Here is a 20633-nt window from a genome sequence, read left to right as displayed (position 1 = left end):
CTCCTATAATACTAAATCATCAAAAGATATATCATCATCTTCCTCTTCAACATTTGTTTTTTCTTCTTTTAAATATTGTTTATCTAACATTTTTATAAATGGCATGTACATAAATATTCCTAGTACAAGAAGTATTATTTGCAGTAAAGCACCTTGCCATCCTGTTGTTAGAAAACCAGAGAATATAATTGGAGTTGTCCATGGTAATTGAACCCCATTTGTAAGTGGTACTAATCCTGCTGACATGCAGAAATAAGCTATTATTATGTTTATTGTTGGAACTATTGCAAATGGTATCAGTAATATCGGGTTAAGCATTATTGGTAGACCAAATATTAACGGCTCATTTATTCCAAATATCCCTGGTAAAATTGATAGTTTACCCATTGATTTTATACGTTTACTTTTACATATAAGTAACATAGCTATAATTAAGGATAGTGTACTACCTGCCCCACCAAATGTTGCAAACATATCCTGAAATTGACCAGTTATTATGTTTGGTATTTTTGAACCAGCTTGAAAAGCCGCTAAATTTTCAGCTGATAAAATTTTTAATATTGGATTATAGACAGCTCCGACAACACTACTACCATTTATTCCAAAGAACCAGAATAAATGTAAGAATATATAAGCTATTGCCATAGCACCTAGACTATTTCCTAATTTTAATAATGGCATTTGTAAAAACTTAAATATAAATTCATGTATACTTCCATATGGTGTAGCTTCAAAAGCAATCTTAACTAAAAAGAAAACTACCATAACTATTGCACTTGGTATTAATGCAGCAAATGATTTTGAAACAGTTGGAGGAACTCCATCTGGCATCTTCAATGTCCACCCTTTTTTGACAACTACTGCAAATAATTTAACAGATGTTATTGCGGTTATCATTCCTACAAACATTCCCTTAGAACCCATCCACCCCAAGGGGATACCTGTTACCATATAGACTGCCTTTGTTCCTTCTGGTGTATATGGTATTACAAATGGTGTCACTATAAAAAAAGCGACTATTGCAACTGCTGCTGATGCAATTGGGTCTACATCTATTTGTTTAGCATAAGAGTAACCAATTCCTAAAACTGCAAGTAAAGTCATTACTTCAAAAGTCGCTATAGTTGGTTGTTGTAATTTTACTGCCCAATCTGGACCAAAAATTTGACCTACGAATTCATCCCATCCTTTAATTGGGAAGTTCGCTACTAATAAAAATAATGACCCTATTATCAATAATGGTGATGATACTAAAAAACCATCTCTAATTGCAATTAATAATTTATTTTTACCTATTTTTTCAGCCAATGGCATAAGTATTCTTTCCAATTTATTCATCTATCCACCCTCATTTCTCAGTATCTTTTTACTATAATTTTAATCCTTTAAGCCTGTTTAGATTTTATTAATTTTATAGCAAGCTTTAGTACTTTTTCTCCATTCATAGTTCCATAGTCAGTTTCATTTATTAAATCCACAGGTTTTCCTTGAGCTTCAAACTTTGGCTTTAACTCCTTTAGCATGTATTTAACTTGAGGTCCTAACAATATACAATCTGGATTCTTTTCTACAACTATCTTATCAATTTCTGCTATTGGAAATGCTTCTACTTCTATTGGTAAATTGTGTTCATCTGCTACTTTCTGCATCTTTCCTGCAAGTAAGCTCGTTGACATCCCAAAACTACAAAATAAATATACTTTTCTCTTCATTATCTTAACTCCCCCTTAATTATTTTTTATTTTAGTTTTTGAATTTCTTTTCTTAGCACTATCATTTCTTTTATAAGGTTTCTTTCACTCATACAAGTCATTAAATGGTCTTGAGAGTGAATTAGTAAAATAGATATATCTGACTTATTTCCTCCTGCTTCCTTTTGTATAAGTTCTGTTTGTACTTTATGCGCTTTTAATATTTCTTCATTTGCACTTTCGATTAATTCATCAGCCTTTTCAAAATCGTTTTCCTTTGCACAATCAAGAGCTTCGTAAAGCATAGATTTTGCATTCCCAGCATGAATTATAATCTTTAATACTATTTCTTCCATTTCTTCCTCCTAAATTACTTGTCTACTTTTAACTGATTTCTATCTGATAGATATATAATATCTTATAAAAACAAAAAAACATGCACAACTTTTTCCATTGCATGGAAAATTTTGTGCTTATTCACATTTTGATATAAATTTATATAAGAATATTTTTTATATTTTTAATATCACATTTACTTAGCACATCAAGCATATTTTCATCTTCTGTCAATTTAGATATTTCTTTGAATAATTCTCTAAATACTTTTCTATCATCATCTTTTTTATAAGCTAATAAAAGTATAATCTTTATGTATTTTCCATTTCTAATTTTTATTGGTGTTTTCAATCTTGCAAAACATAATACAGATTGTTTTATATATTTCATGTCACCATGAGGAAATAATATTCCTTTCCCAACATTAGTTGGATATGCCTTTTCTCTTTCTATAATAGAATTTAAATACTCTTTATCTGCATAATGTTTTTCGATTAATAAATTAGTTAAGTATGCTATAGCCTCATAAATATCATTATGTTCTAGCTCTCTTATTAAATAATCAGACATCATTAATCTATTCATGAGTTTATATGATGTATCTTTTTCTTTTATTTTGTTGGTAAATTCTTTGAGTTTATTTTCATCTTCATCAGTAAATAGTGGTGTTGTTATAAAAATTGGCTTTTGTACATTTTCATATTCTTGAAATGCAATTATAAAATCTATCATTTTATTGAAGTTATCTCTTCTTAAATCTTCTTCTCTTAGTGTTTCAACTATTTCTATATTATTAAATCTCTTTTCTATCTTTACTTTTAGTAACATACTTACTCCAAAACTAAATGGGCATACAATACTTGCTTTTTTAGTTGATTCTCTCTTATTACTTTTTCTTTCTAAAGATGTTTGAAAGTGAAGAGTAAGATAACCTATTTCATCTTCAGTTATTTGTTTTCCTTTTTGCTCAATTCCTATTGAGTTTGAAATTACTGTAAATAAAAAACAAAATTTATTTTTTATATTGTCTAAAAGTGGATTTTCCAAATAAACGTTACTTTGCATTTGGTGCATTGTAACATTTAAGTGACATATTAATTGGTCATAAAGCAATATATCATTATTAAAGTTTATACCTGATTCTTCTGATACTAGATTTATAATTTTTTTTGTGTACTCTGATAATTCTTCATTAAGGTATAGTGATTTTTTAGTATCTTTACTATTTATTTGTTTATTCATACCAAGTATTAGTGATTCTATAAATAACTTTTCCTCATGATTTAACACTATAGATAGACTGGATTTCAACTCATTTTCTATATCTAATATAAGAATTTCTAACTTTAGTTCTCTTTTAATATTTGATATTTCAAAAGAATTCCCCAACCTTATTCGTATGATATTTATAAGTAAAAATAACATCAATTGCCTGAATGAAATATCTGTAAGTCTTATATCCATTTTATCTTCTATCATAGACATTATGTTTTTGACAACTATTATGTCTACCATATGGAAATATTCTATTTCATCCATGTTTAGTCTGTATTTATCTATATATTTAAATAAGAACGCCACTAACATTATCCTTATGTCTTTCTCATTTCCCTCAATACATATGCCACTACCTGTTTTAGTTGAAATTTTCAAATTATAATTACTTAGTTCTACTGATAATTTATTTATTTCTTCTCTAACAATATTTTTATTTATATACAATTTATTGGACAAATCATTTAAGGTAATTTTCTTATTATTGCAAAGTAATAGATTCAATATCTCAACTTGTTTATGAAGTTCACTGTTTACTCTTTTAACTTCACCTCTTAACTTCTGATTTACTACTATTTTATCTGTATCATCTCCACTAAACTTAATCCCTACATTAGGCTTTCTTTTAATATAAGCATTACAAAAAGTAGACAACCATTCGTCAATATACTTACAATCATTTCTTATTGTTCTCTCTGAGCACTCAAAATCGTTAGCAATATCATTAATATTTATAAATTCTTCTTTTAATAGCAATACTGTTAACAAGCTCTCTTGTCTTTTGTTCATATATATCACCTCTTTATGACTCAATCTAAATTTATTATATATAAAAAAGAGCTACACATAAAAACATTATGTTAGCTCTCTTTTAATATGATATTTAGCTGACCTGGTCTTTGACCCCACACTCGCCTACTGGAGGGTTCGCTTGGGTTCGCCGCACTACTACTCTCTCTCGATTTTATTATCGGTAGGTCTTACTTCTAAGCCGCACCATGCTCATTAACCCAATTTTTAGTGTTAACTTACGTGGATCCTTTTGCCTGCGACTGGCTTGGACTTTCAACCACAGACCTAAATATCACTTATTCATTTTAATATTTTAAAGTAAAATTGTCAATATATAAGATTATTCCATAACATAGTTGTCATTTGCTCTTGTAAGCAAAGTCATTACAAAAACCTTATTAACACCAGATAACTTTAAAATCTTAGATATTTCATTTGTTGTCAAGCCAGTTGTGAATATATCATCTATCAAAAGTACATTTTTATTATTTATTAATTTAATATTTTCGTTAACAGCAAATACATTTTTTAATTCCTTTTTTCGCTCTTGTTTACTTAACTTATAGAGCATCCTTGTATTTTTTTCCCTAGATATACAATCTAATATTGGAATATTGATTACTTTACTCAAACTCAAAGCTATTTTTTGTGCTTGATTAAATCCTCTTTTATTAAGTCTTTTCCTATGAAGTGGAACAAATAATATATAATCAAATTTCACATTTTCTAAATCCAACTTTTCTTTCATTATTTGAGCTATGTATTTAGTCATAAATGTTTTTTGATTGTACTTTAATCCTAATATTATTTTTTTAGTTATATCATTGTATTCAATACAGGAGATTGATTTATCAAAATAAAAACTTTTATCAAAACAATAGCTACACCCTTCAATAAATTCTTTTTCAAGCGAATGATGTATTATTGGCTTTCCACATTTTATACACCCATTTAGTATAAAATTCATTTCATTAAAACAACTTTTACAGACTGAATAGGTATTAGTTTTTTTTATTGATTTATCACAAATTATGCAATTTATATTTTCAGGATAAATAAAATCCAGACATTTATTAATCAGATTTTTAAAACTCTTAATAAAATTATCATTGCATATTTTCATATTTACTCTATCAACAGCCCTTCTTGTTTAAATTTATTTAGCTTATAACCTAAATTTGAATATCTTTGATTCACTCTATTATTTTTTATCATATATTCCAGATATTTTACATCTCCAACTAGCACAACTAATTTTTTTGCTCTTGTCACTGCTGTATATAATAAATTACGGCTTAGTAACATAGGAGGAGCCCAAGTTATTGGTATCACTACAACTGGAAATTCACTTCCTTGACTTTTATGTATAGTTGTACAAAAACTATGGTCAATCTCATCTAACTCATCGTATAAATATGATACAATTTTAGTTTGGTCAAATAGTACATAAATAGTTTTCTTATCTTTATCTATATGATAGACATAGCCTATATCTCCATTATATATACCTTCACCACTTTCCTTCTGGTCTTCTGTCTCCCACTTTTTTGTATAATTATTTTTTACTTGCATTACCTTGTCACCAACTCTAAACAACCTTTTAGAAAAACTTTCTTCTACTTTAAACTTCTCCTTTTTGTTAAGATACTTTTGTAACTCTATGTTCAGATTGGTAACTCCTAACTCTCCTTTTCTCATTGAAGATAACACTTGTATATCTTTTAGTTTATCGACATTATAAAATTTAGGTAGTCTTTCATTTACCAAACCTATTATTTCATTCAATATCTCTTCATTCGTTGATTTTCTTATAAAAAAGAAGTCTTTTCCCTTTGTATTTAAATGAAGTGGTTCACCATTATTTATCTTATGGGCATTCACAATTATCATACTTTCTTGAGCTTGTCTAAATATTTCATTTAATTTGACTACATTTATAATATTTGAGTCTATCATGTCCTTAAGTACATTACCCGCACCTACAGAAGGTAATTGGTCACTATCTCCAACTAATATTACTCTTGTTCCTAATTTTATTGCTCTAAGTAAATTATACATTAAGATAATGTCTACCATCGATACTTCATCGACTATTATCACATCTGAGTTTATCGGGTCTTCTTCATCTTTAAAAAACGTTAAATCATCGTCTGTTGAAAATCCCATTTCTAATAATCTATGTATAGTCTTTGCTTCTTTATTAGAGGTTTCACTCATTCTCTTAGCAGCTCTTCCCGTTGGAGCGGCTAAAGTTACACTTTTCCCATTATTTTCAAATATATCTATAATTGCATTAATGGTAGTAGTTTTTCCAGTACCTGGGCCACCAGTTATAATTAATACTCCACTGTTCACAGATTCTTTAACTGCTAAAACTTGTTTCTCTGCTAACTTAATTTTCTTATCATCTTCTAAAATTTTAATTTCATTTTCTATATCTATATTCAAATCTTCAAATTCATACTGGGATAATTTTACTATTTGACTACATACTCCATTTTCAGACAGGTAGTATGGCATAAGATATATGAGATTTTCATTATTTACTTTTTCTATATGTATTTTTTGATTATATACTAACATCATTACACATTCTCTTACTATATCTCCATTTAACTCCAACAATTTTTCCGAATCTTGTATTAGAATATGTTCTGGCAAATATGTATGTCCATTGCTTAGGGATTTATTTAAGGTATATAATATTCCTTGGCATACTCTATCTTTAGAATTTTTATCTATGCCAATTTTATTAGCTATACTATCAGCTACTTTAAACCCTATTCCTCTTATGTCTTCAGCAAGCTGATATGGATTTTTATTTATAATTTCTATTGCACTACTTTTATATTTTTTATATATTTTTAAACAATAATTAGGTGTTATTCCAAAAGGAGATAGTTCTATTATTATGTTTCTTAATTCTCTATCTTCTTCATAACTCTTTACTATTTGCTTTACCTTTTTACTACCTATCCCCTCTACTTCTTGTAATTTTTCTGGGTAGTTTTGTATTACATCTAGTGTGTCAACACCAAACTTATCAATTATTCTCTTAGCCATTTTTTCGCCAATTCCATGTATCATACCAGAAGATAAGTAAACATAAATTCCTTCTAAAGATGATGGTGTCACTGGCATAAAACTATTTACTTCAAATTGAGTTCCATAAATTTTATGGTTTACCCACTTACCTTCAACTTCTATACTCTCTCCCATTGCTAAAGTAGGCATACATCCTACAACAACAATTTCATCATTCTCATTTACCAGATGAGCTATTGTATAGCCATTATCTTCATTTTTAAAGACTATTTCGCTTATCATTCCTTCTAATTTTTCCATTTTTATCTCCTAAAAATACTAATAATTGTTCCGTTTGCATGTTAGTATACTTAAATATATTAAGTTCTATGATAGGATTCTATCAGAAAATTTTTCTATATTTTTATACTTAACTTAATTTCCAACTATTATACATTTTATCAGAAACAAAAAAAATCTGCACCCCAAAAATATGGTACCTTAAAGTAAAGGTACCATATATAAATAACTATTTTATTTAAACCAGCTTACTTCTAAAACATAGATTAAATTTCACAAATTTATTTTGATATTAATTTACTTCAGATTTATTTTCCTTATATCCTTCAGTTTTGGTAATTCTTCGATAAAGCATACATAGTAAAATTAAAATTCCCATATAACCTGTATATGGATATAATGTCCCTACAAGTTTATCAAATGGTAATAATCCTCCTATACATGCTAATATGCTTACTACCACTGTTATTATTTTAAATTTAGGATGATCATCTTCCACAAATCTATTAGTTACTGACCATAATAATGGTACAGCTGTAGTATATATTCCTAATAAAAGTACTACTGAGAATAAAATACCTATAATTGGAGATATCTTGTCAGCTAAATAAAGAGCTGGTATTTCTTTTGTGTATATATTTCCTACATCTGAAAGTAGTGCTAGATTCATCATTATAGCTGCTGCCATAAGGGCTACTCCACCTACTATACCTCCCCATACAGCATCTCTCTTATTTTCTGCTGAAGCTCCCATTCCAGTTAAAAATGTTATTACTATTATTACATTATAACAAGTATAAAGCACTCCTGAGAAATATCCATTTGATGTAGCAGTTTTGACGTTTAGACTATCAACTATAGCTCCTGCATTTGATAAAGCACCAATATTACTAAATAAACTAATTGCTCCTACTAAAAGTGTAAATATTATTATTATAGGACCTATATTACCTAGTATCTTGGAAAGTCTTGTTAAACCTAGAGATACAGTTATTAGGGAAACGATTGCCATACCAATCCTACCTACATATGGATTTAACCCATAGTACTCTGACAATGTAGCTCCTGCTCCTGCAATCATTATTACTAATGTTCCAAACAAGAATAATGGCCCAAACCATTCAAAAAATGTACCAAGATATTTTCCACAATATACTTGATAAATCTTTATTGGTTCTTTAAGCTTTAGTTCTCTCCCTTTTTCTATAACTTCTGCTCCAAACCATGAGAATAATACCATAGATATTATTCCTCCTATAATACCAGCATATCCATAAAACGTAAAGAATTGTACTATTTCTTGACCAGTTGCAAATCCAGAACCTATTACAGTTGCTACATATGCTCCAGCAAAACTTATAACCATTTTGATGTTTATTTTACCTGACATACACACTACTCCCTCCTAAATAAAATAAATTTTTAATAAGTAAAATTTAATGTAAGTTTATTAAGACTATATTAGTTGTATTAGTGCTACTTTTCAATATTTTTTGAATTATTTAACATTACTTAACGAAATCTTAACCAGTTTTTAACATATGTCTTCTAATATGTATTAATTTAATGCAATATTATATAATGAAATATATTAATCTCAGTAAATAATGTTTCTTTATTATATGATTGAAAATTAGTATTTATTAAATATATTTAATTATAAAATAAAAAACTGCTAAAACGTAATTATAAAATTACATTCTAGCAGTTCCTTGTCTAAGCATTATTCACCTAATGCATCTTTTCTTAATTGTTCTACTTTATCAGTTTTTTCCCATGGTAAATCTATATCAGTTCTACCAAAGTGACCATAAGCAGCAACCTTTTTGTAAAGAGGCTTTCTTAAATCTAAATCTCTTATTATTGCTCCTGGTCTTAAATCAAAGTGTTTGTTTACTAGTTCAACAAGCTTTTCTTCTGAAACTTTACCTGTCCCAAAAGTATCTATAAATATAGATAATGGTCTAGCTATCCCTATAGCATATGCAAGCTCTATCTCACATTTCTCTGCAAGTCCAGCCGCAACAATATTTTTAGCTACATATCTAGCAGCATAGGCAGCAGATCTATCAACTTTTGTAGGGTCTTTTCCTGAAAAAGCTCCTCCACCATGTCTAGAATATCCACCATAAGTGTCTATTATTATTTTTCTTCCTGTAAGACCTGTATCTCCTTGAGGTCCTCCTATAACGAATCTTCCTGTTGGGTTTATATAAATTTTAGTATCTTCATCAAGTAATTCAGCTGGTATAACTGATTTTATAACATGCTCAATTAAATCTTGTCTTATCTTATCATTTGATACTGTTTCACAATGTTGAGCTGATATAAGAACTGTATGTACTCTTACAGCTTTATTTCCTTCATATTCAACAGTAACTTGAGTTTTTCCGTCTGGTCTTAAATAATCAACTAAACCTGTCTTTCTAACTTCTGTAAGTCTTCTTGATAATTTATGAGCTAATGATATTGGAAGTGGCATTAATTCTGGAGTTTCATTACATGCAAATCCAAACATTATACCTTGGTCTCCAGCTCCTACTTTTTCTATTTCTTGTTCTATTTCTTCTCCAGTCTTACTTTCTAGACCTTCATCAACTCCCATAGCTATATCTCCAGATTGTTCATCTATAGAAGTTATAACTGCACAAGTGTCACAGTCAAATCCATATTTTGCTCTTGTATATCCAATTTCTTTTACTGTTTCTCTTACTAATTTAGGTATATCTACATAAGCAGATGTACTTATTTCTCCAGCTACTAGAACTAAGCCTGTTGTTACTGTAGTTTCACAAGCTACTCTAGACTGTGGGTCTTTTTCTAACAATGCATCTAATATTGAATCTGATATTTGGTCACATATCTTGTCAGGATGTCCTTCTGTAACTGATTCTGATGTAAATAAATGTCTTGCCATTTTTGTTCCTCCTTATTCATTCTTAATTTTTATTATAGGTTTTACCTTATCTTCAATTCTTAGAAATTTTACTCAAAATAAAAAACCTCTCCTTATAAGAAGAGGTTAATAATCGTAATCGCATACTAATTAACTGACCTCATCTTTCAAGACTTTTGTCTTGTAGGAATTAGCACCTTTTCCCATTTGGGTGGTTGCTGGGCTTCACAGGGCCTATCCCTCAGCCTCTCTTGATAAGGTAATCAAGATTTAAATTTTATTTTACCTTATTAGCTTACTATTTTTTTAAAATTTTGTCAAGATTTTTAGTCATATTTTTGCCATCACTTTTTTTGTGAGACAAATAAAATATTATCTCTATCTGAAATTTAAAGTTAGGTCTTTTTAGTGCTTTTTATTCATATATTTTTTTGAAGGGGGTGTTCCTATTGTATTTAGCTAAAGTAAATTACAGCGATGATGATGTTATACAGGTGCTAAGTTCAGTTCTCAAAACCATAATTAATGAAAATACGATTGTTGTTTGCATAGGAACAGACAGGGCTATAGGTGATACTTTAGGCCCTTTAGTTGGAACAATACTTAAAAACAGTAAATTTAAATACCCCGTTTACGGTACACTAGATAACCCTATTCACGCCTTAAATATATATGAGTCTTTAGATACTATAAAAAATACACATATGCAAGGTAACTTCTTGGCTATAGATGCTTGCTTGGGGTCGCAGAGTAACATAGGTAATATACAAATTAGAGAAGGACCTATCCTGCCCGGAAAAGGTGTGGGAAAAAAACTACCTCAAATAGGAAATTATTCTATAGTAGGAATTGTAGATAAAATTGATGAAAATAACAGACTTTCATTTAATAATATACGTCTTAGCTTTATATTAGACTTAGCTGAAACAATAGCTTTAGCACTATTGGTATCTACTTAAATCTTATATAAGGTAACTGATAAAATTTTTTATATTAAAAGGGTAGATACTATAGAGTATTTAATTTAATAAATACTCCAAATTATCTACCTTTTTATTTTGATGTTTATTCTTCTGTTTTCATACGCATAAATTTTATTTTTCTACTAAAGCAAACATTAACTCACCTTTACAGACAAGTTCTTCACCAACATAAGCTTTAGCATCTGCTTTTGCTATATTTCTTCTAAGTGTTGTCATTTCAACTTCCATAGTCAATGTATCTCCTGGTCTTACTTCTCTCTTGATTCTAACTTTATCAATACCTGCAAATACACCTAATTTGCCTTTATTTTCTTCTAAAGACATCATTGCCACTCCACACACTTGTGCTAGAGCTTCTACTATCAACACTCCTGGCATCAACGGATAATCTGGAAAATGACCTTGAAAAAATGGTTCATTAACTGTTACATTTTTTATACCAACAGCTCTTTTTCCAACTTCTAACTCTGTAATCTTGTCCACTAATAAAAATGGATACCTATGTGGTATTAGTTCTTTTATTTCATCTATATTTAACATTTTAAACTCTCCTAATTATTTTCTTTTGAAAGACCCACCTGTTTCAAGTAAATCTATTGAGCCCAAAGCAATCCCTGTTCCTTTTGCAACACAAGATAGTGGCTCATCTGCTATTGTAACAGTTATTCCTGTTCTCTGTTCTATTATTTTATCTAATCCATATAATAATGAGCCTCCGCCAGTCATTATTATACCAACATCCCCTATGTCTGCCGCTAGTTCAGGTGGTGTTTTTTCTAAAACAGCATGAGTTGCAACAACTATTTGTTCAACGCATTCTCTAAGGGCTTCTAACATTTCTGTTGAGTTTATAGTTATAGAGCTAGGAAGACCTGTAATCAGATTTCTTCCTGTTATTTTCATATACTTTTCTTCTTCTCTCTTAAATGCAGAACCAATTTCAAACTTAATTTTTTCTGCGGTTCTTTCTCCAATAAGAAGATTATGTTGTTTTTTCATGTACTTAACTATAGCATCATCAAATCGGTCTCCACCAACTTTTATAGATTCACTTACAACGGCTCCTCCTAGTGATATTATGGCTATATCTACAGTTCCTCCACCAATATCTATAATCATATTGCCATTAGGTTGTGATATGTCTACACCAGCTCCTATAGCTGCTGCTATTGGCTCTTCTATGATATATACATCTCTAGCCCCAGCTTGTCTAGTAGCATCCTCTACTGCTCTCTTTTCTACTTCTGTAACACCTGTTGGCACGCATACCATAATTCTAGGCATAAAAAATCTTCCAAAGCCTTTTTTATCAACTATCTTATCTATAAAAGATTTTAACATCTTCTCAGTTACATCATAATCTGAAATTACACCATCTCTTAAAGGTCTTATTGCAACTATATTCCCTGGTGTTCTTCCTATCATTTTTTTAGCCTCTTCTCCTACAGCTAAAACAGAATCTGTTCTGTTGTCTATTGCCACAACAGATGGTTCTTCTAAAACGATTCCCTTCCCACTAACATAAACAAGTACATTTGCAGTACCTAAATCTATGCCTATATCAGCTCCAGCCATTTTTTCAACTCCTTCATTTATATATTAGATTATATTATAAGCCTATTTATTAATACTCCTATAATAAAGCATATACAAAAATCTCGCTTTAATCAAGAGAAAATAAATGTTTTGGAGGTATTATTCTTTTGCTATTTATAATTATCTAATATATTTCTTATAATAATTTAATGTAATAAAAAAAGTAGGTTTTTAACCTACATTTTTTTATGTTCCTTCTCATACTTTAATTTCGTTGCTAATCCCCCTCTAATATGTCTCTCTGATTTATTTTTGTCTAGCACACTTTTAACTTCTTTGGCAAGGGATGGATTTATTTCCTTCAATCTTTCTGTAACATCCTTGTGAATTGTACTTTTACTTACTCCAAATGTCTTGGCTGTTTGTCTTACTGTAGTGTTTTTTTCAAGTATATATTTTGCTACCACTATGGCTCTTTCCTCTATATGAGATCTCAAAGATTACCCCCCTCACATAATAGCTTTAATGATATATATGTAAAAACACCAAAAAATATAACAAGCTTAACCAAATATGATTAAACTTGTTATACTTTTACTTAATTAGACTCATTGGGTCTATAGATTTTTCTCCATTATATGCTTCTAAATGCACATGTATACCTTCTTCACTTTCTATCTGAGAAGTACTTCCTACAGTACCTAGTGATTGTCCTTCTGTTACTTTCTGATTCTTCTTAACATTAACATTTTCATCTAGATTTGAATATACTACTACAGTATTATTGTCGCTTTTTATTTTTACTGATTTTCCATATTCTTCATCATCAAATACATCTGCTACCATTCCGTTTAATAGAGATTTTATTTCTTTACCTTTAGTACAACTAACATCTATACCTTTATGAGTTTCCCAAACATCCAATGTTTTAGAATAACTAGGTTCTTTTTCTGAATATTCTCTTATTACCTTATCACCAATGTAATTTAATTTTGTTGTACTTGACTTATTTTCTTCTTTTGCCTTAGCTTTTTCTAAGTTTTGTTTTGAATCTGTCGCAGTAGGGATAGCATCTTTCTTATCTTTTTCAATTAAATGTATTTCCTCTTCACTATCTTTATTAGATTTTTCTATCATGCCTTTATTAGAAGCTAATTTATCTACATTATTATTTGTAAACCAAACTCCACCTACTGCTAATAAACAAACACATACAAATAAAGATAAATAAAAACCATCTTTTTCTAACAGTTTTTTCTTCATTTCGCACCTCCAAATATATTTCTACATTTGGATTATTGACGTGTTTTTGGTATTTTATACAATTATTAGTATATATCTTTTATTTTTGTATCAGTATAGTAATGTGATAATATATCATAGTATTTATAGCCTTCTTCTGCCATACCTTCAGCTCCCCATTGGCTCATACCAACACCATGACCATATCCTTTTACTACAAAATCTATGTATCCTTCTCCAAATTTTATATCAAAGTTTGCAGAATTTAAGTTAAAAACAGTTCTCAAATCTTTTCCTGTGACTTCTTTGTTTCCTAATTTTATTTTTTCTACAGTTCCCGCATCACTTCTTTTAGTTATTGCAACTTGTTTACTCAAATTATTCACATCTATTACAATACTGCTATAAGATTTTCTAAGACTCTTAACAAAATCTGTGTTGCTTATTTTAAGTGTTGATGCAAATTTTGGAGAATACTTATCATATGGGCTTTCTACAGATTTTAAATAAGGATATTTTGATGAAAATACTTCTTCACTATTCTCTGTCTTCCCTGAAGAGGTAGAGAAATAAAGAGGAAGTATAGCCTTATCATTATAAGTTATTATCTGCCCCTTAGTACCTTTAACTGCATTTTGAATTTTAGAATACTTATTTTTAATCCATTCTTCGCCATTCAACTTTTTAAGAGTAGCATAACTCTTGTATTCCTGACAGTGTTTATAGTCAGTACATACCACTGCATTTTTATGTTTACTTGATTTCCCATGTTCTTGCTTATATACTACATACGTTCTAGCTGCTACAGCTTGGGCTTTTAAAGCCTCTATATCAAAATCCGAGGACATCTCACCAGCTAGTACTCCACATAGATAGTTTTCCATGTCCATTTTTTCAACTTTACCTGATATGTGATTATAGACATTGATAACTGGTGTTTTTTTGTCTACAGTTTCATAGTTTACTACCTTTTTATCTTCTTTCTTACTTTCATCTTTAATATCATTTTTTTTAATGGTTTTGTTTATCGATACTACTTTCTCTGGTTTTTCAGTTAGTTCCACATTTTTGTAAGAAACTAAAGTTATCAATGAAGGGACTAACACAGAGCAAGTTACAAATCCTAACAAAACAACCAATGGGTTCTTCATATACTCTCCTCCTTAGCTTTTAAAACCTTGTATTTAAGTATATGAACAACCCTATCAATTTATAACTTACTTATCTAAACCAATTATTAATCTTCTACTATTTTGATTTGACCACCTAATGCTGTTATCTTTTTATCTATATCAACATAACCTCTTTGAATATGGTATATTTCTCCTATTTGAGTTTCTCCTTCTGCTATAAGACCACATAAAATAAGCGCTGCTCCTGCTCTTAAATCAGTAGCATTTACTGCTGCACCATGTAATTCATCTACTCCATTAACAACTGCACTTCTTCCATCTATTTTTATATTAGCACCCATTCTATTGAATTCAGCAACATGCATAAATCTATTTTCAAAAACAGTTTCTATAACTACACCAGTTCCATTAGCTACAGTAAGCATAGCCATAAATTGAGCTTGCACATCTGTAGGAAACCCTGGATGTGGTAAAGTCTTTATGTCTATTGGCTTTAATACCTTTGGACCTACTACTCTAACAGAATTATCCATCTCTGTGATTTCACAACCAGCTTCTCTTAATTTAGCTACAACTGGCTTTAAATGCTCCATTAAAACATTTTCAACTGTTATATCACCTTTTGTCATAGCTGCTGCAACCATATAAGTTGCTGCTTCTATTCTATCTGGAATTACATTATGTTCTGCTCCTTTTAACTCCTTAACACCTTTTATCTTTATAGTATTAGTACCTGCACCTTTAACATCTGCTCCCATTTCATTTAAGAAATTAGCTAAGTCAACTATTTCTGGTTCTTCTGCTGCATTTTCTATTATTGTAGTTCCTTCTGCTAAAGAAGCTGCCATCATTATATTTTCAGTAGCTCCAACAGATGGAAAATCTAAATACAATTTATTTCCTACTAATTTTTCTGTTGCGGCTTCAACAAAACCATGGTCCATCTCTATTTTTGCACCTAAAGCTTTAAATCCTTTTAAATGTAAATCTATAGGTCTTGTTCCTATAGCACATCCTCCTGGCATAGAAATTTTTGTACTATTAAATCTAGCAAGTAATGGTCCCATAACCAAAAAAGAAGCTCTCATCTTTCTTACAAGCTCATATGGAGCTTCACAAGTTTTTATATTACTTGCGTCAACAGTAAGTGTATTTTCTTTATATTCAACTTCTGCTCCTACATGTCTTAATAAATCTGATATAACATGAACATCTCTCAAATTTGGAACCCCATTTAAAGTTGACTTCCCATTCGCTAATAAAGTTGCTGCTATTATTGGTAAAACTGCATTTTTTGCGCCATCTATTTTAACACTACCTTTAAGTGGATTACTCTTTTTTACTATTATCTTAGCCATATTTTCTGATCTCCTCATAATTAATAATCTAATTTTATAATTGGTGTGGCAATATATATGAGTGTTTTTCCATCGTCCTCATTATATTTAATTCCTATATTTAAATTGATTTTTTCCCCTAAATATTCTAAATCATCATCATTTAATACTTTACTATATGCTGTTATAGATAAAAAGTTTACGTCTTTCACTTTATCTATTTGCTTAGCACTCATATTATATAATATTTTTTGTAAAATATCATCATATTTGTGGTTTTGTAACCTTTTTGTGTATTCTCCAACAACACAAGCAGATACATCTACTTGAGATGAATATTTATTTAACACATTTTCTACACTGCTATAAATATCCTCTTTATGTTTATATACTTTGTTGTCCAATATGTCAACTATTATGTAGCTTTCTTTATTATTTTTATTTATTCCTTTTATAGAAATTTCTTTATCGCTATCTTTTATAGTAGCATATAATTGTATTTTATCGCCATACCCTTTTTGATTCCAATTTATTCCTTTTTCATCTAACTTTAGATTGTTAATTATTTCTAGAAAAATATTATGTAATTCTTTATTTGATAAATTGTAATTTATAACAGAATTAATTTTCATATTATAATATTTAAAATCAGCTTCTGAAGTTTCAAGAGCACTAATTAGTTTATTATATCTAGTATTTATGTTTGTATCCGCATAAGATATTGTCATGCCTATAGCCATTAACATAAAAAAACTTACAACTAACTTTATTATCTTCATAATAAAAATCCCCCTTAAATTTGTTTTTCTCTATAACAGAATTATTAACAAATTTAAGAGAGATATACTTTATCAATATGTATTTTTATGCATTTTGTAATTTTATACTCAATAAATGTTTTTCAAACTCTTCAATTCCAATTCTCTCTAATACTTTACTTATTCTTTCTCCTGGACTTGCTAATTGTTTATATGTATAAAATACATCTTGCACTAATTCTTCTATATTATCTTCTGTATACAAATTACTAAGTCTATCTCCAAATCTATAGCCTCTTCCCATTCTACCACCAAGATAAACAGCTAGTCCTTTTTTATCAACTTCCATAGCTCCAAATGGACATACTTGAGCACATTTTCCACAATTTACACATTCTTCTTTATTCCACACTAATTTCTTATCTTCCATATAAACTGATTTTTGTCTACAAGATGATGTACACAATCCACAATTTTTACATTTCTCTTCATTGAATTTTACGTATACTTGACCTACTATACCCACATCATTAGTATTCGCTTTTGCACAGTTATTTGGACATCCAACTAGTGTAATTTTAGTTTTAGATGGTAAATCATATCCAAAATATGAATCATGTAACTTTCCACATAATTCTTGTGTATCATATATTCCATGTTGACATACAGTACCTTTACATGCGACTAATGGTCTTACTTTTTTACCCGTACCACCATGCTTTAGCCCTACAGCTTTTAAATCTTCCTTCATTAAATCTATATCTTCATACTTTATCCATGGTATTTCAACAGCTAGTCTAGTAGTAACACCTACATAGCCTCTCCCATATTTTTCAGATAACTTTGATAAGTTGATAAGCTGTTCTGCTGTAAAGTTTCCAGCTCTACTCAATATTCGTATTGAGAAATACCCTTCTTGGCTTTGAGCTAATATACCTTCAGCTTTTAACCTTGCTTTTTCATCTTTACTAATCATATTTCACACCTCATAATATATAAATTTATAATTCTATATTGCTAATAATATGTTTAAATAAGTGCACATCTATATAAGCATATTCTAACTATGTTTATATTTTAAAACATAACAAAGGTATATTCAACTTAATAAACTGAATATACCTTCATTTTAAACAATTATATTATATTTTTTACAAAATTCTATTTTGAATCTCCTGTTTCAATTGGATTTGAATCATCAAGGCTCCATCCCATCCATCCATCACTATAGAGAGAAGTGTTTTCAAATCCCATAACATTTGCATACGTTAATATCTCTGCAGCACGCCATCCACTGCCACACATAAATGCAAGTTGTTTATTAGTATCTATATTTTCTTTATCCCACATTGCCAATATCTCATATTGATTTCTCATTGTGTTATCTATATTGCGATACTCTTCTAGTGATACACTGTCACTACCTGCATGACCATATAAGGCTCCTGGTATACGTCCTTTTTTATCATAATAGCTATATCCAGATATTTTACCTATATGTTCATCCCAAGAACGATTGTCCACTAATGTAAATTTATTTTTATCTCTTAGCTTTTGCTTTAATTCTGATATACTAACAATTAGTTGTGGATTAGCTGGTATATTTGCCCCAAAAGTAGTGCATGAACTCTTTGGATTACTAGTTAACTCCAACTCATATCCTTCTGATATCCATGAGTTTATTCCACCATTCAAAACTCTTACATCTCTTACCCCTATATATCGTAATATAATAGCAATTCTATAAGAAGCCATAGATGCGCTACTTGAAATTATCACAGTATCATCTTTTGTAAATCCATATTCTAAAGCAAATTTGGCCAAATTATCATCATTAGTAAGCATCCATGTTGGGGGAGGCTCTATAATATCAGTATTTATATGAACACTTGTAAGTATATGCCCTTTTGCATAAGATTCTTTTTCTTCTCCCCAACTTGCTTCAATCATTTTTATATTCTTAGAATGTTCAAATGTCTCTGGAATTTTTCCATCCAAGATATCTTTTATTATAGAAGCAGGTACTATCATTTGATAATTTTTATATCTTTCCATTGGAAGATTTTCATTATTTGCCCATTGTTTAATATCATATTTATATAGATTTTCATATCCTTTTTTAGATAAGTAAGTAGCTATGAGTAACGCATCTTTCCCATTAGCATCATATAGTACTATATTTTTATCTAAATCAATACCTTTTGTTTTTAGTGCTTGTTCTAGTACCTTATCTTTTTTATCTGAGTCTACATATAGCCAATTCGCAGAAAAATCTACTGCTCCTCTTATATGTCCGCCTCTTTTTACTCCATCTAATTTCCATCCGTTATATGCATCATTTAAACGAGTATCAACTATAACCCAAGATTCATCTTGTACTTTCTCTTTCAAATCTTCTGTAGAAATTGATTTAACATTAACAAAAAAATCTTCTTCTATTTCTTCTCTGAATTTCTTTGACATAATTTGTACTCCGATTTCTAATCAATCTTTTATTATTTTAAATCTATTTAACTAAATCAAAATCATATTCATCTACACCGTCAATTGAATTATATACTTTTGTAAATCCATTCTCTGAAAGTATTTTAGCTGCTTGTCCACTTCTATTTCCAGTTCTACAGTATAAGATTATATCCTTATTTTTATCAAGTTCTCCCATTTTCTTTTCTGTATCTTCTAGTGGTATATTGATAGCTTCTTTTAAATGCCCAGTTTCAAACTCTTTTGCCTTTCTAGCATCTATTACTATAGCATCTTTATTTTCGCTTATTAACTTTAACATTTCAGGAGCAGTTATATCATTATATGTAACTAATCCATAATCAAAATCTTTTACACCTTCTGCATTATAAACATCTTTAAATCCGTTTTTTACTAATATTTCAGCAGCTTTTGCACTTTTCTTACCTGAGTTACAATATGCTAATATAGTTTTATCCTTATATCCTTCTAAATCACTTAATTTACCTTCTAAATCATCTACTGATATATTTATACCATTTATAATATGACCTTTAGCATAGTCCTCTGCACCTCTTACATCTAATATCAATAATTCTTTATTTTTCTTCATCATTTTTACAGCTTCTTCACCTGTAGCTTCTTTATAACTAGCCTTATCTTGACTTTGAGAAGATTCTTTTGGTTTTTCTGATTCTTTAGAATCACAACCAACTACACTCCCTAATGTTAATACTAAAGTCAAACCAATAGCTAAAACTTTAAATCTTTTACTAAATTTCATAAAATTACCCTCCAATATTAAAAATATTCCCTTTTTTGATATAAAATCTTATTTTATTATAGTATTCGAATTCATTATAACAA

The 20633-nt window shown here is 29.4% G+C and carries 19 protein-coding genes and 1 riboswitch; of the genes, 1 reads left to right on the top strand and 18 read right to left on the bottom strand.

The genetic code is table 11. The features are described 5' to 3' along the window. Positions 1 to 3: 3 nt before the first annotated feature. From celB to metK, 8 genes are all read right to left on the bottom strand, one after another. The gene (gene celB / locus KGF50_RS05360) at positions 4 to 1338 is read right to left on the bottom strand and encodes a PTS cellobiose transporter subunit IIC (protein ID WP_227434554.1); all 1335 of its coding nucleotides are present in this window, start codon (positions 1336 to 1338) and stop codon (positions 4 to 6) included. Positions 1339 to 1385: 47 nt separating this feature from the next. Next, positions 1386 to 1712 (bottom strand): PTS sugar transporter subunit IIB, encoded by a 327-nt coding sequence (locus KGF50_RS05355; RefSeq protein ID WP_227847136.1) that lies wholly within the window; start codon positions 1710 to 1712, stop codon positions 1386 to 1388. 26 nt (positions 1713 to 1738) lie between these two features. Further along, positions 1739 to 2047, bottom strand: a complete 309-nt coding sequence (locus tag KGF50_RS05350; protein ID WP_227483559.1) for a PTS lactose/cellobiose transporter subunit IIA — start codon at positions 2045 to 2047, stop codon at positions 1739 to 1741. A gap of 139 nt (positions 2048 to 2186) precedes the next feature. Then, entirely contained in the window at positions 2187 to 4091 is a 1905-nt protein-coding gene (locus tag KGF50_RS05345; protein WP_227847135.1) for a BglG family transcription antiterminator, read from the bottom strand. Between the two features lie 343 nt (positions 4092 to 4434). After that, complete coding sequence (locus KGF50_RS05340) at positions 4435 to 5217, bottom strand: ComF family protein (RefSeq protein WP_227847134.1); 783 nt, start codon at positions 5215 to 5217, stop codon at positions 4435 to 4437. Positions 5218 to 5219: 2 nt separating this feature from the next. Continuing rightward, complete coding sequence (locus KGF50_RS05335; RefSeq protein ID WP_227847133.1) at positions 5220 to 7439, bottom strand: ATP-dependent RecD-like DNA helicase; 2220 nt, start codon at positions 7437 to 7439, stop codon at positions 5220 to 5222. Positions 7440 to 7710: 271 nt separating this feature from the next. Continuing rightward, positions 7711 to 8808: a hypothetical protein gene (locus KGF50_RS05330; RefSeq protein ID WP_227847132.1), complete on the bottom strand. Its 1098-nt coding sequence runs from the start codon at positions 8806 to 8808 to the stop codon at positions 7711 to 7713. A 333-nt stretch (positions 8809 to 9141) separates the two neighbouring features. Continuing rightward, positions 9142 to 10335: a methionine adenosyltransferase gene (metK, locus tag KGF50_RS05325; protein ID WP_227847131.1), complete on the bottom strand. Its 1194-nt coding sequence runs from the start codon at positions 10333 to 10335 to the stop codon at positions 9142 to 9144. Between the two features lie 136 nt (positions 10336 to 10471). Further along, a riboswitch (SAM riboswitch) is annotated at positions 10472 to 10575 on the bottom strand. A 188-nt stretch (positions 10576 to 10763) separates the two neighbouring features. On the opposite strand from metK, the gene yyaC reads away from it, so the two are divergent. Then, the gene (gene yyaC / locus KGF50_RS05320; RefSeq protein WP_227847130.1) at positions 10764 to 11273 is read left to right on the top strand and encodes a spore protease YyaC; all 510 of its coding nucleotides are present in this window, start codon (positions 10764 to 10766) and stop codon (positions 11271 to 11273) included. A 135-nt stretch (positions 11274 to 11408) separates the two neighbouring features. On the opposite strand, the gene fabZ is transcribed toward yyaC, so the two are convergent. The 10 genes from fabZ to KGF50_RS05270 all read right to left on the bottom strand — a co-directional run bounded on the left by fabZ (position 11409) and on the right by KGF50_RS05270 (position 20550). Beyond that, a complete protein-coding gene (gene fabZ / locus KGF50_RS05315; protein WP_227847129.1) occupies positions 11409 to 11837 on the bottom strand; it encodes a 3-hydroxyacyl-ACP dehydratase FabZ in 429 nt (142 codons plus the stop codon). Positions 11838 to 11852: 15 nt separating this feature from the next. Next, positions 11853 to 12872: a rod shape-determining protein MreB gene (gene mreB / locus KGF50_RS05310; RefSeq protein WP_227847128.1), complete on the bottom strand. Its 1020-nt coding sequence runs from the start codon at positions 12870 to 12872 to the stop codon at positions 11853 to 11855. A 197-nt stretch (positions 12873 to 13069) separates the two neighbouring features. Then, entirely contained in the window at positions 13070 to 13330 is a 261-nt protein-coding gene (spoIIID, locus tag KGF50_RS05305) for a sporulation transcriptional regulator SpoIIID (RefSeq protein ID WP_044212029.1), read from the bottom strand. Positions 13331 to 13427: 97 nt separating this feature from the next. Continuing rightward, the gene (locus tag KGF50_RS05300; RefSeq protein ID WP_227847127.1) at positions 13428 to 14096 is read right to left on the bottom strand and encodes a M23 family metallopeptidase; all 669 of its coding nucleotides are present in this window, start codon (positions 14094 to 14096) and stop codon (positions 13428 to 13430) included. A gap of 65 nt (positions 14097 to 14161) precedes the next feature. Continuing rightward, complete coding sequence (spoIID, locus tag KGF50_RS05295; RefSeq protein ID WP_227847126.1) at positions 14162 to 15226, bottom strand: stage II sporulation protein D; 1065 nt, start codon at positions 15224 to 15226, stop codon at positions 14162 to 14164. Between the two features lie 86 nt (positions 15227 to 15312). Then, positions 15313 to 16566, bottom strand: coding sequence for a UDP-N-acetylglucosamine 1-carboxyvinyltransferase (murA, locus tag KGF50_RS05290; RefSeq protein ID WP_227847125.1), 1254 nt, complete (start codon positions 16564 to 16566; stop codon positions 15313 to 15315). A gap of 20 nt (positions 16567 to 16586) precedes the next feature. Further along, the gene (locus KGF50_RS05285; protein ID WP_227847124.1) at positions 16587 to 17324 is read right to left on the bottom strand and encodes a YwmB family TATA-box binding protein; all 738 of its coding nucleotides are present in this window, start codon (positions 17322 to 17324) and stop codon (positions 16587 to 16589) included. An 85-nt stretch (positions 17325 to 17409) separates the two neighbouring features. Further along, entirely contained in the window at positions 17410 to 18279 is an 870-nt protein-coding gene (locus tag KGF50_RS05280; protein ID WP_227847123.1) for a 4Fe-4S binding protein, read from the bottom strand. Between the two features lie 185 nt (positions 18280 to 18464). Beyond that, positions 18465 to 19766: a rhodanese-like domain-containing protein gene (locus tag KGF50_RS05275; protein WP_227847122.1), complete on the bottom strand. Its 1302-nt coding sequence runs from the start codon at positions 19764 to 19766 to the stop codon at positions 18465 to 18467. A 43-nt stretch (positions 19767 to 19809) separates the two neighbouring features. Beyond that, complete coding sequence (locus tag KGF50_RS05270; protein WP_227847121.1) at positions 19810 to 20550, bottom strand: rhodanese-like domain-containing protein; 741 nt, start codon at positions 20548 to 20550, stop codon at positions 19810 to 19812. Between the last annotated feature and the right edge of the window lie 83 nt (positions 20551 to 20633).

Source organism: Clostridioides sp. ZZV15-6598, from assembly GCF_020657705.1.
GTDB classification, from domain to species: Bacteria; Bacillota; Clostridia; order Peptostreptococcales; family Peptostreptococcaceae; genus Clostridioides; species Clostridioides difficile_F.
The sequence above is the reverse complement of the archived record's forward strand: the minus strand, read 5'-3'. Positions and strand labels throughout refer to the sequence as shown.

Coding starts and splice junctions, on each gene's coding strand:
- KGF50_RS05280 (WP_227847123.1), bottom strand. CDS start 18,279: ATGATTAGTAAAGATGAAAAAGCAAGGTTAAAAGCTGAAGGTATATTA.
- metK (WP_227847131.1), bottom strand. CDS start 10,335: ATGGCAAGACATTTATTTACATCAGAATCAGTTACAGAAGGACATCCT.
- KGF50_RS05270 (WP_227847121.1), bottom strand. CDS start 20,550: ATGAAATTTAGTAAAAGATTTAAAGTTTTAGCTATTGGTTTGACTTTA.
- KGF50_RS05275 (WP_227847122.1), bottom strand. CDS start 19,766: ATGTCAAAGAAATTCAGAGAAGAAATAGAAGAAGATTTTTTTGTTAAT.
- KGF50_RS05345 (WP_227847135.1), bottom strand. CDS start 4,091: ATGAACAAAAGACAAGAGAGCTTGTTAACAGTATTGCTATTAAAAGAA.
- fabZ (WP_227847129.1), bottom strand. CDS start 11,837: ATGTTAAATATAGATGAAATAAAAGAACTAATACCACATAGGTATCCA.
- KGF50_RS05285 (WP_227847124.1), bottom strand. CDS start 17,324: ATGAAGATAATAAAGTTAGTTGTAAGTTTTTTTATGTTAATGGCTATA.
- KGF50_RS05355 (WP_227847136.1), bottom strand. CDS start 1,712: ATGAAGAGAAAAGTATATTTATTTTGTAGTTTTGGGATGTCAACGAGC.
- KGF50_RS05340 (WP_227847134.1), bottom strand. CDS start 5,217: ATGAAAATATGCAATGATAATTTTATTAAGAGTTTTAAAAATCTGATT.
- mreB (WP_227847128.1), bottom strand. CDS start 12,872: ATGGCTGGAGCTGATATAGGCATAGATTTAGGTACTGCAAATGTACTT.
- KGF50_RS05350 (WP_227483559.1), bottom strand. CDS start 2,047: ATGGAAGAAATAGTATTAAAGATTATAATTCATGCTGGGAATGCAAAA.
- KGF50_RS05330 (WP_227847132.1), bottom strand. CDS start 8,808: ATGTCAGGTAAAATAAACATCAAAATGGTTATAAGTTTTGCTGGAGCA.
- murA (WP_227847125.1), bottom strand. CDS start 16,566: ATGGCTAAGATAATAGTAAAAAAGAGTAATCCACTTAAAGGTAGTGTT.
- KGF50_RS05300 (WP_227847127.1), bottom strand. CDS start 14,096: ATGAAGAAAAAACTGTTAGAAAAAGATGGTTTTTATTTATCTTTATTT.
- KGF50_RS05335 (WP_227847133.1), bottom strand. CDS start 7,439: ATGGAAAAATTAGAAGGAATGATAAGCGAAATAGTCTTTAAAAATGAA.
- celB (WP_227434554.1), bottom strand. CDS start 1,338: ATGAATAAATTGGAAAGAATACTTATGCCATTGGCTGAAAAAATAGGT.
- spoIID (WP_227847126.1), bottom strand. CDS start 15,226: ATGAAGAACCCATTGGTTGTTTTGTTAGGATTTGTAACTTGCTCTGTG.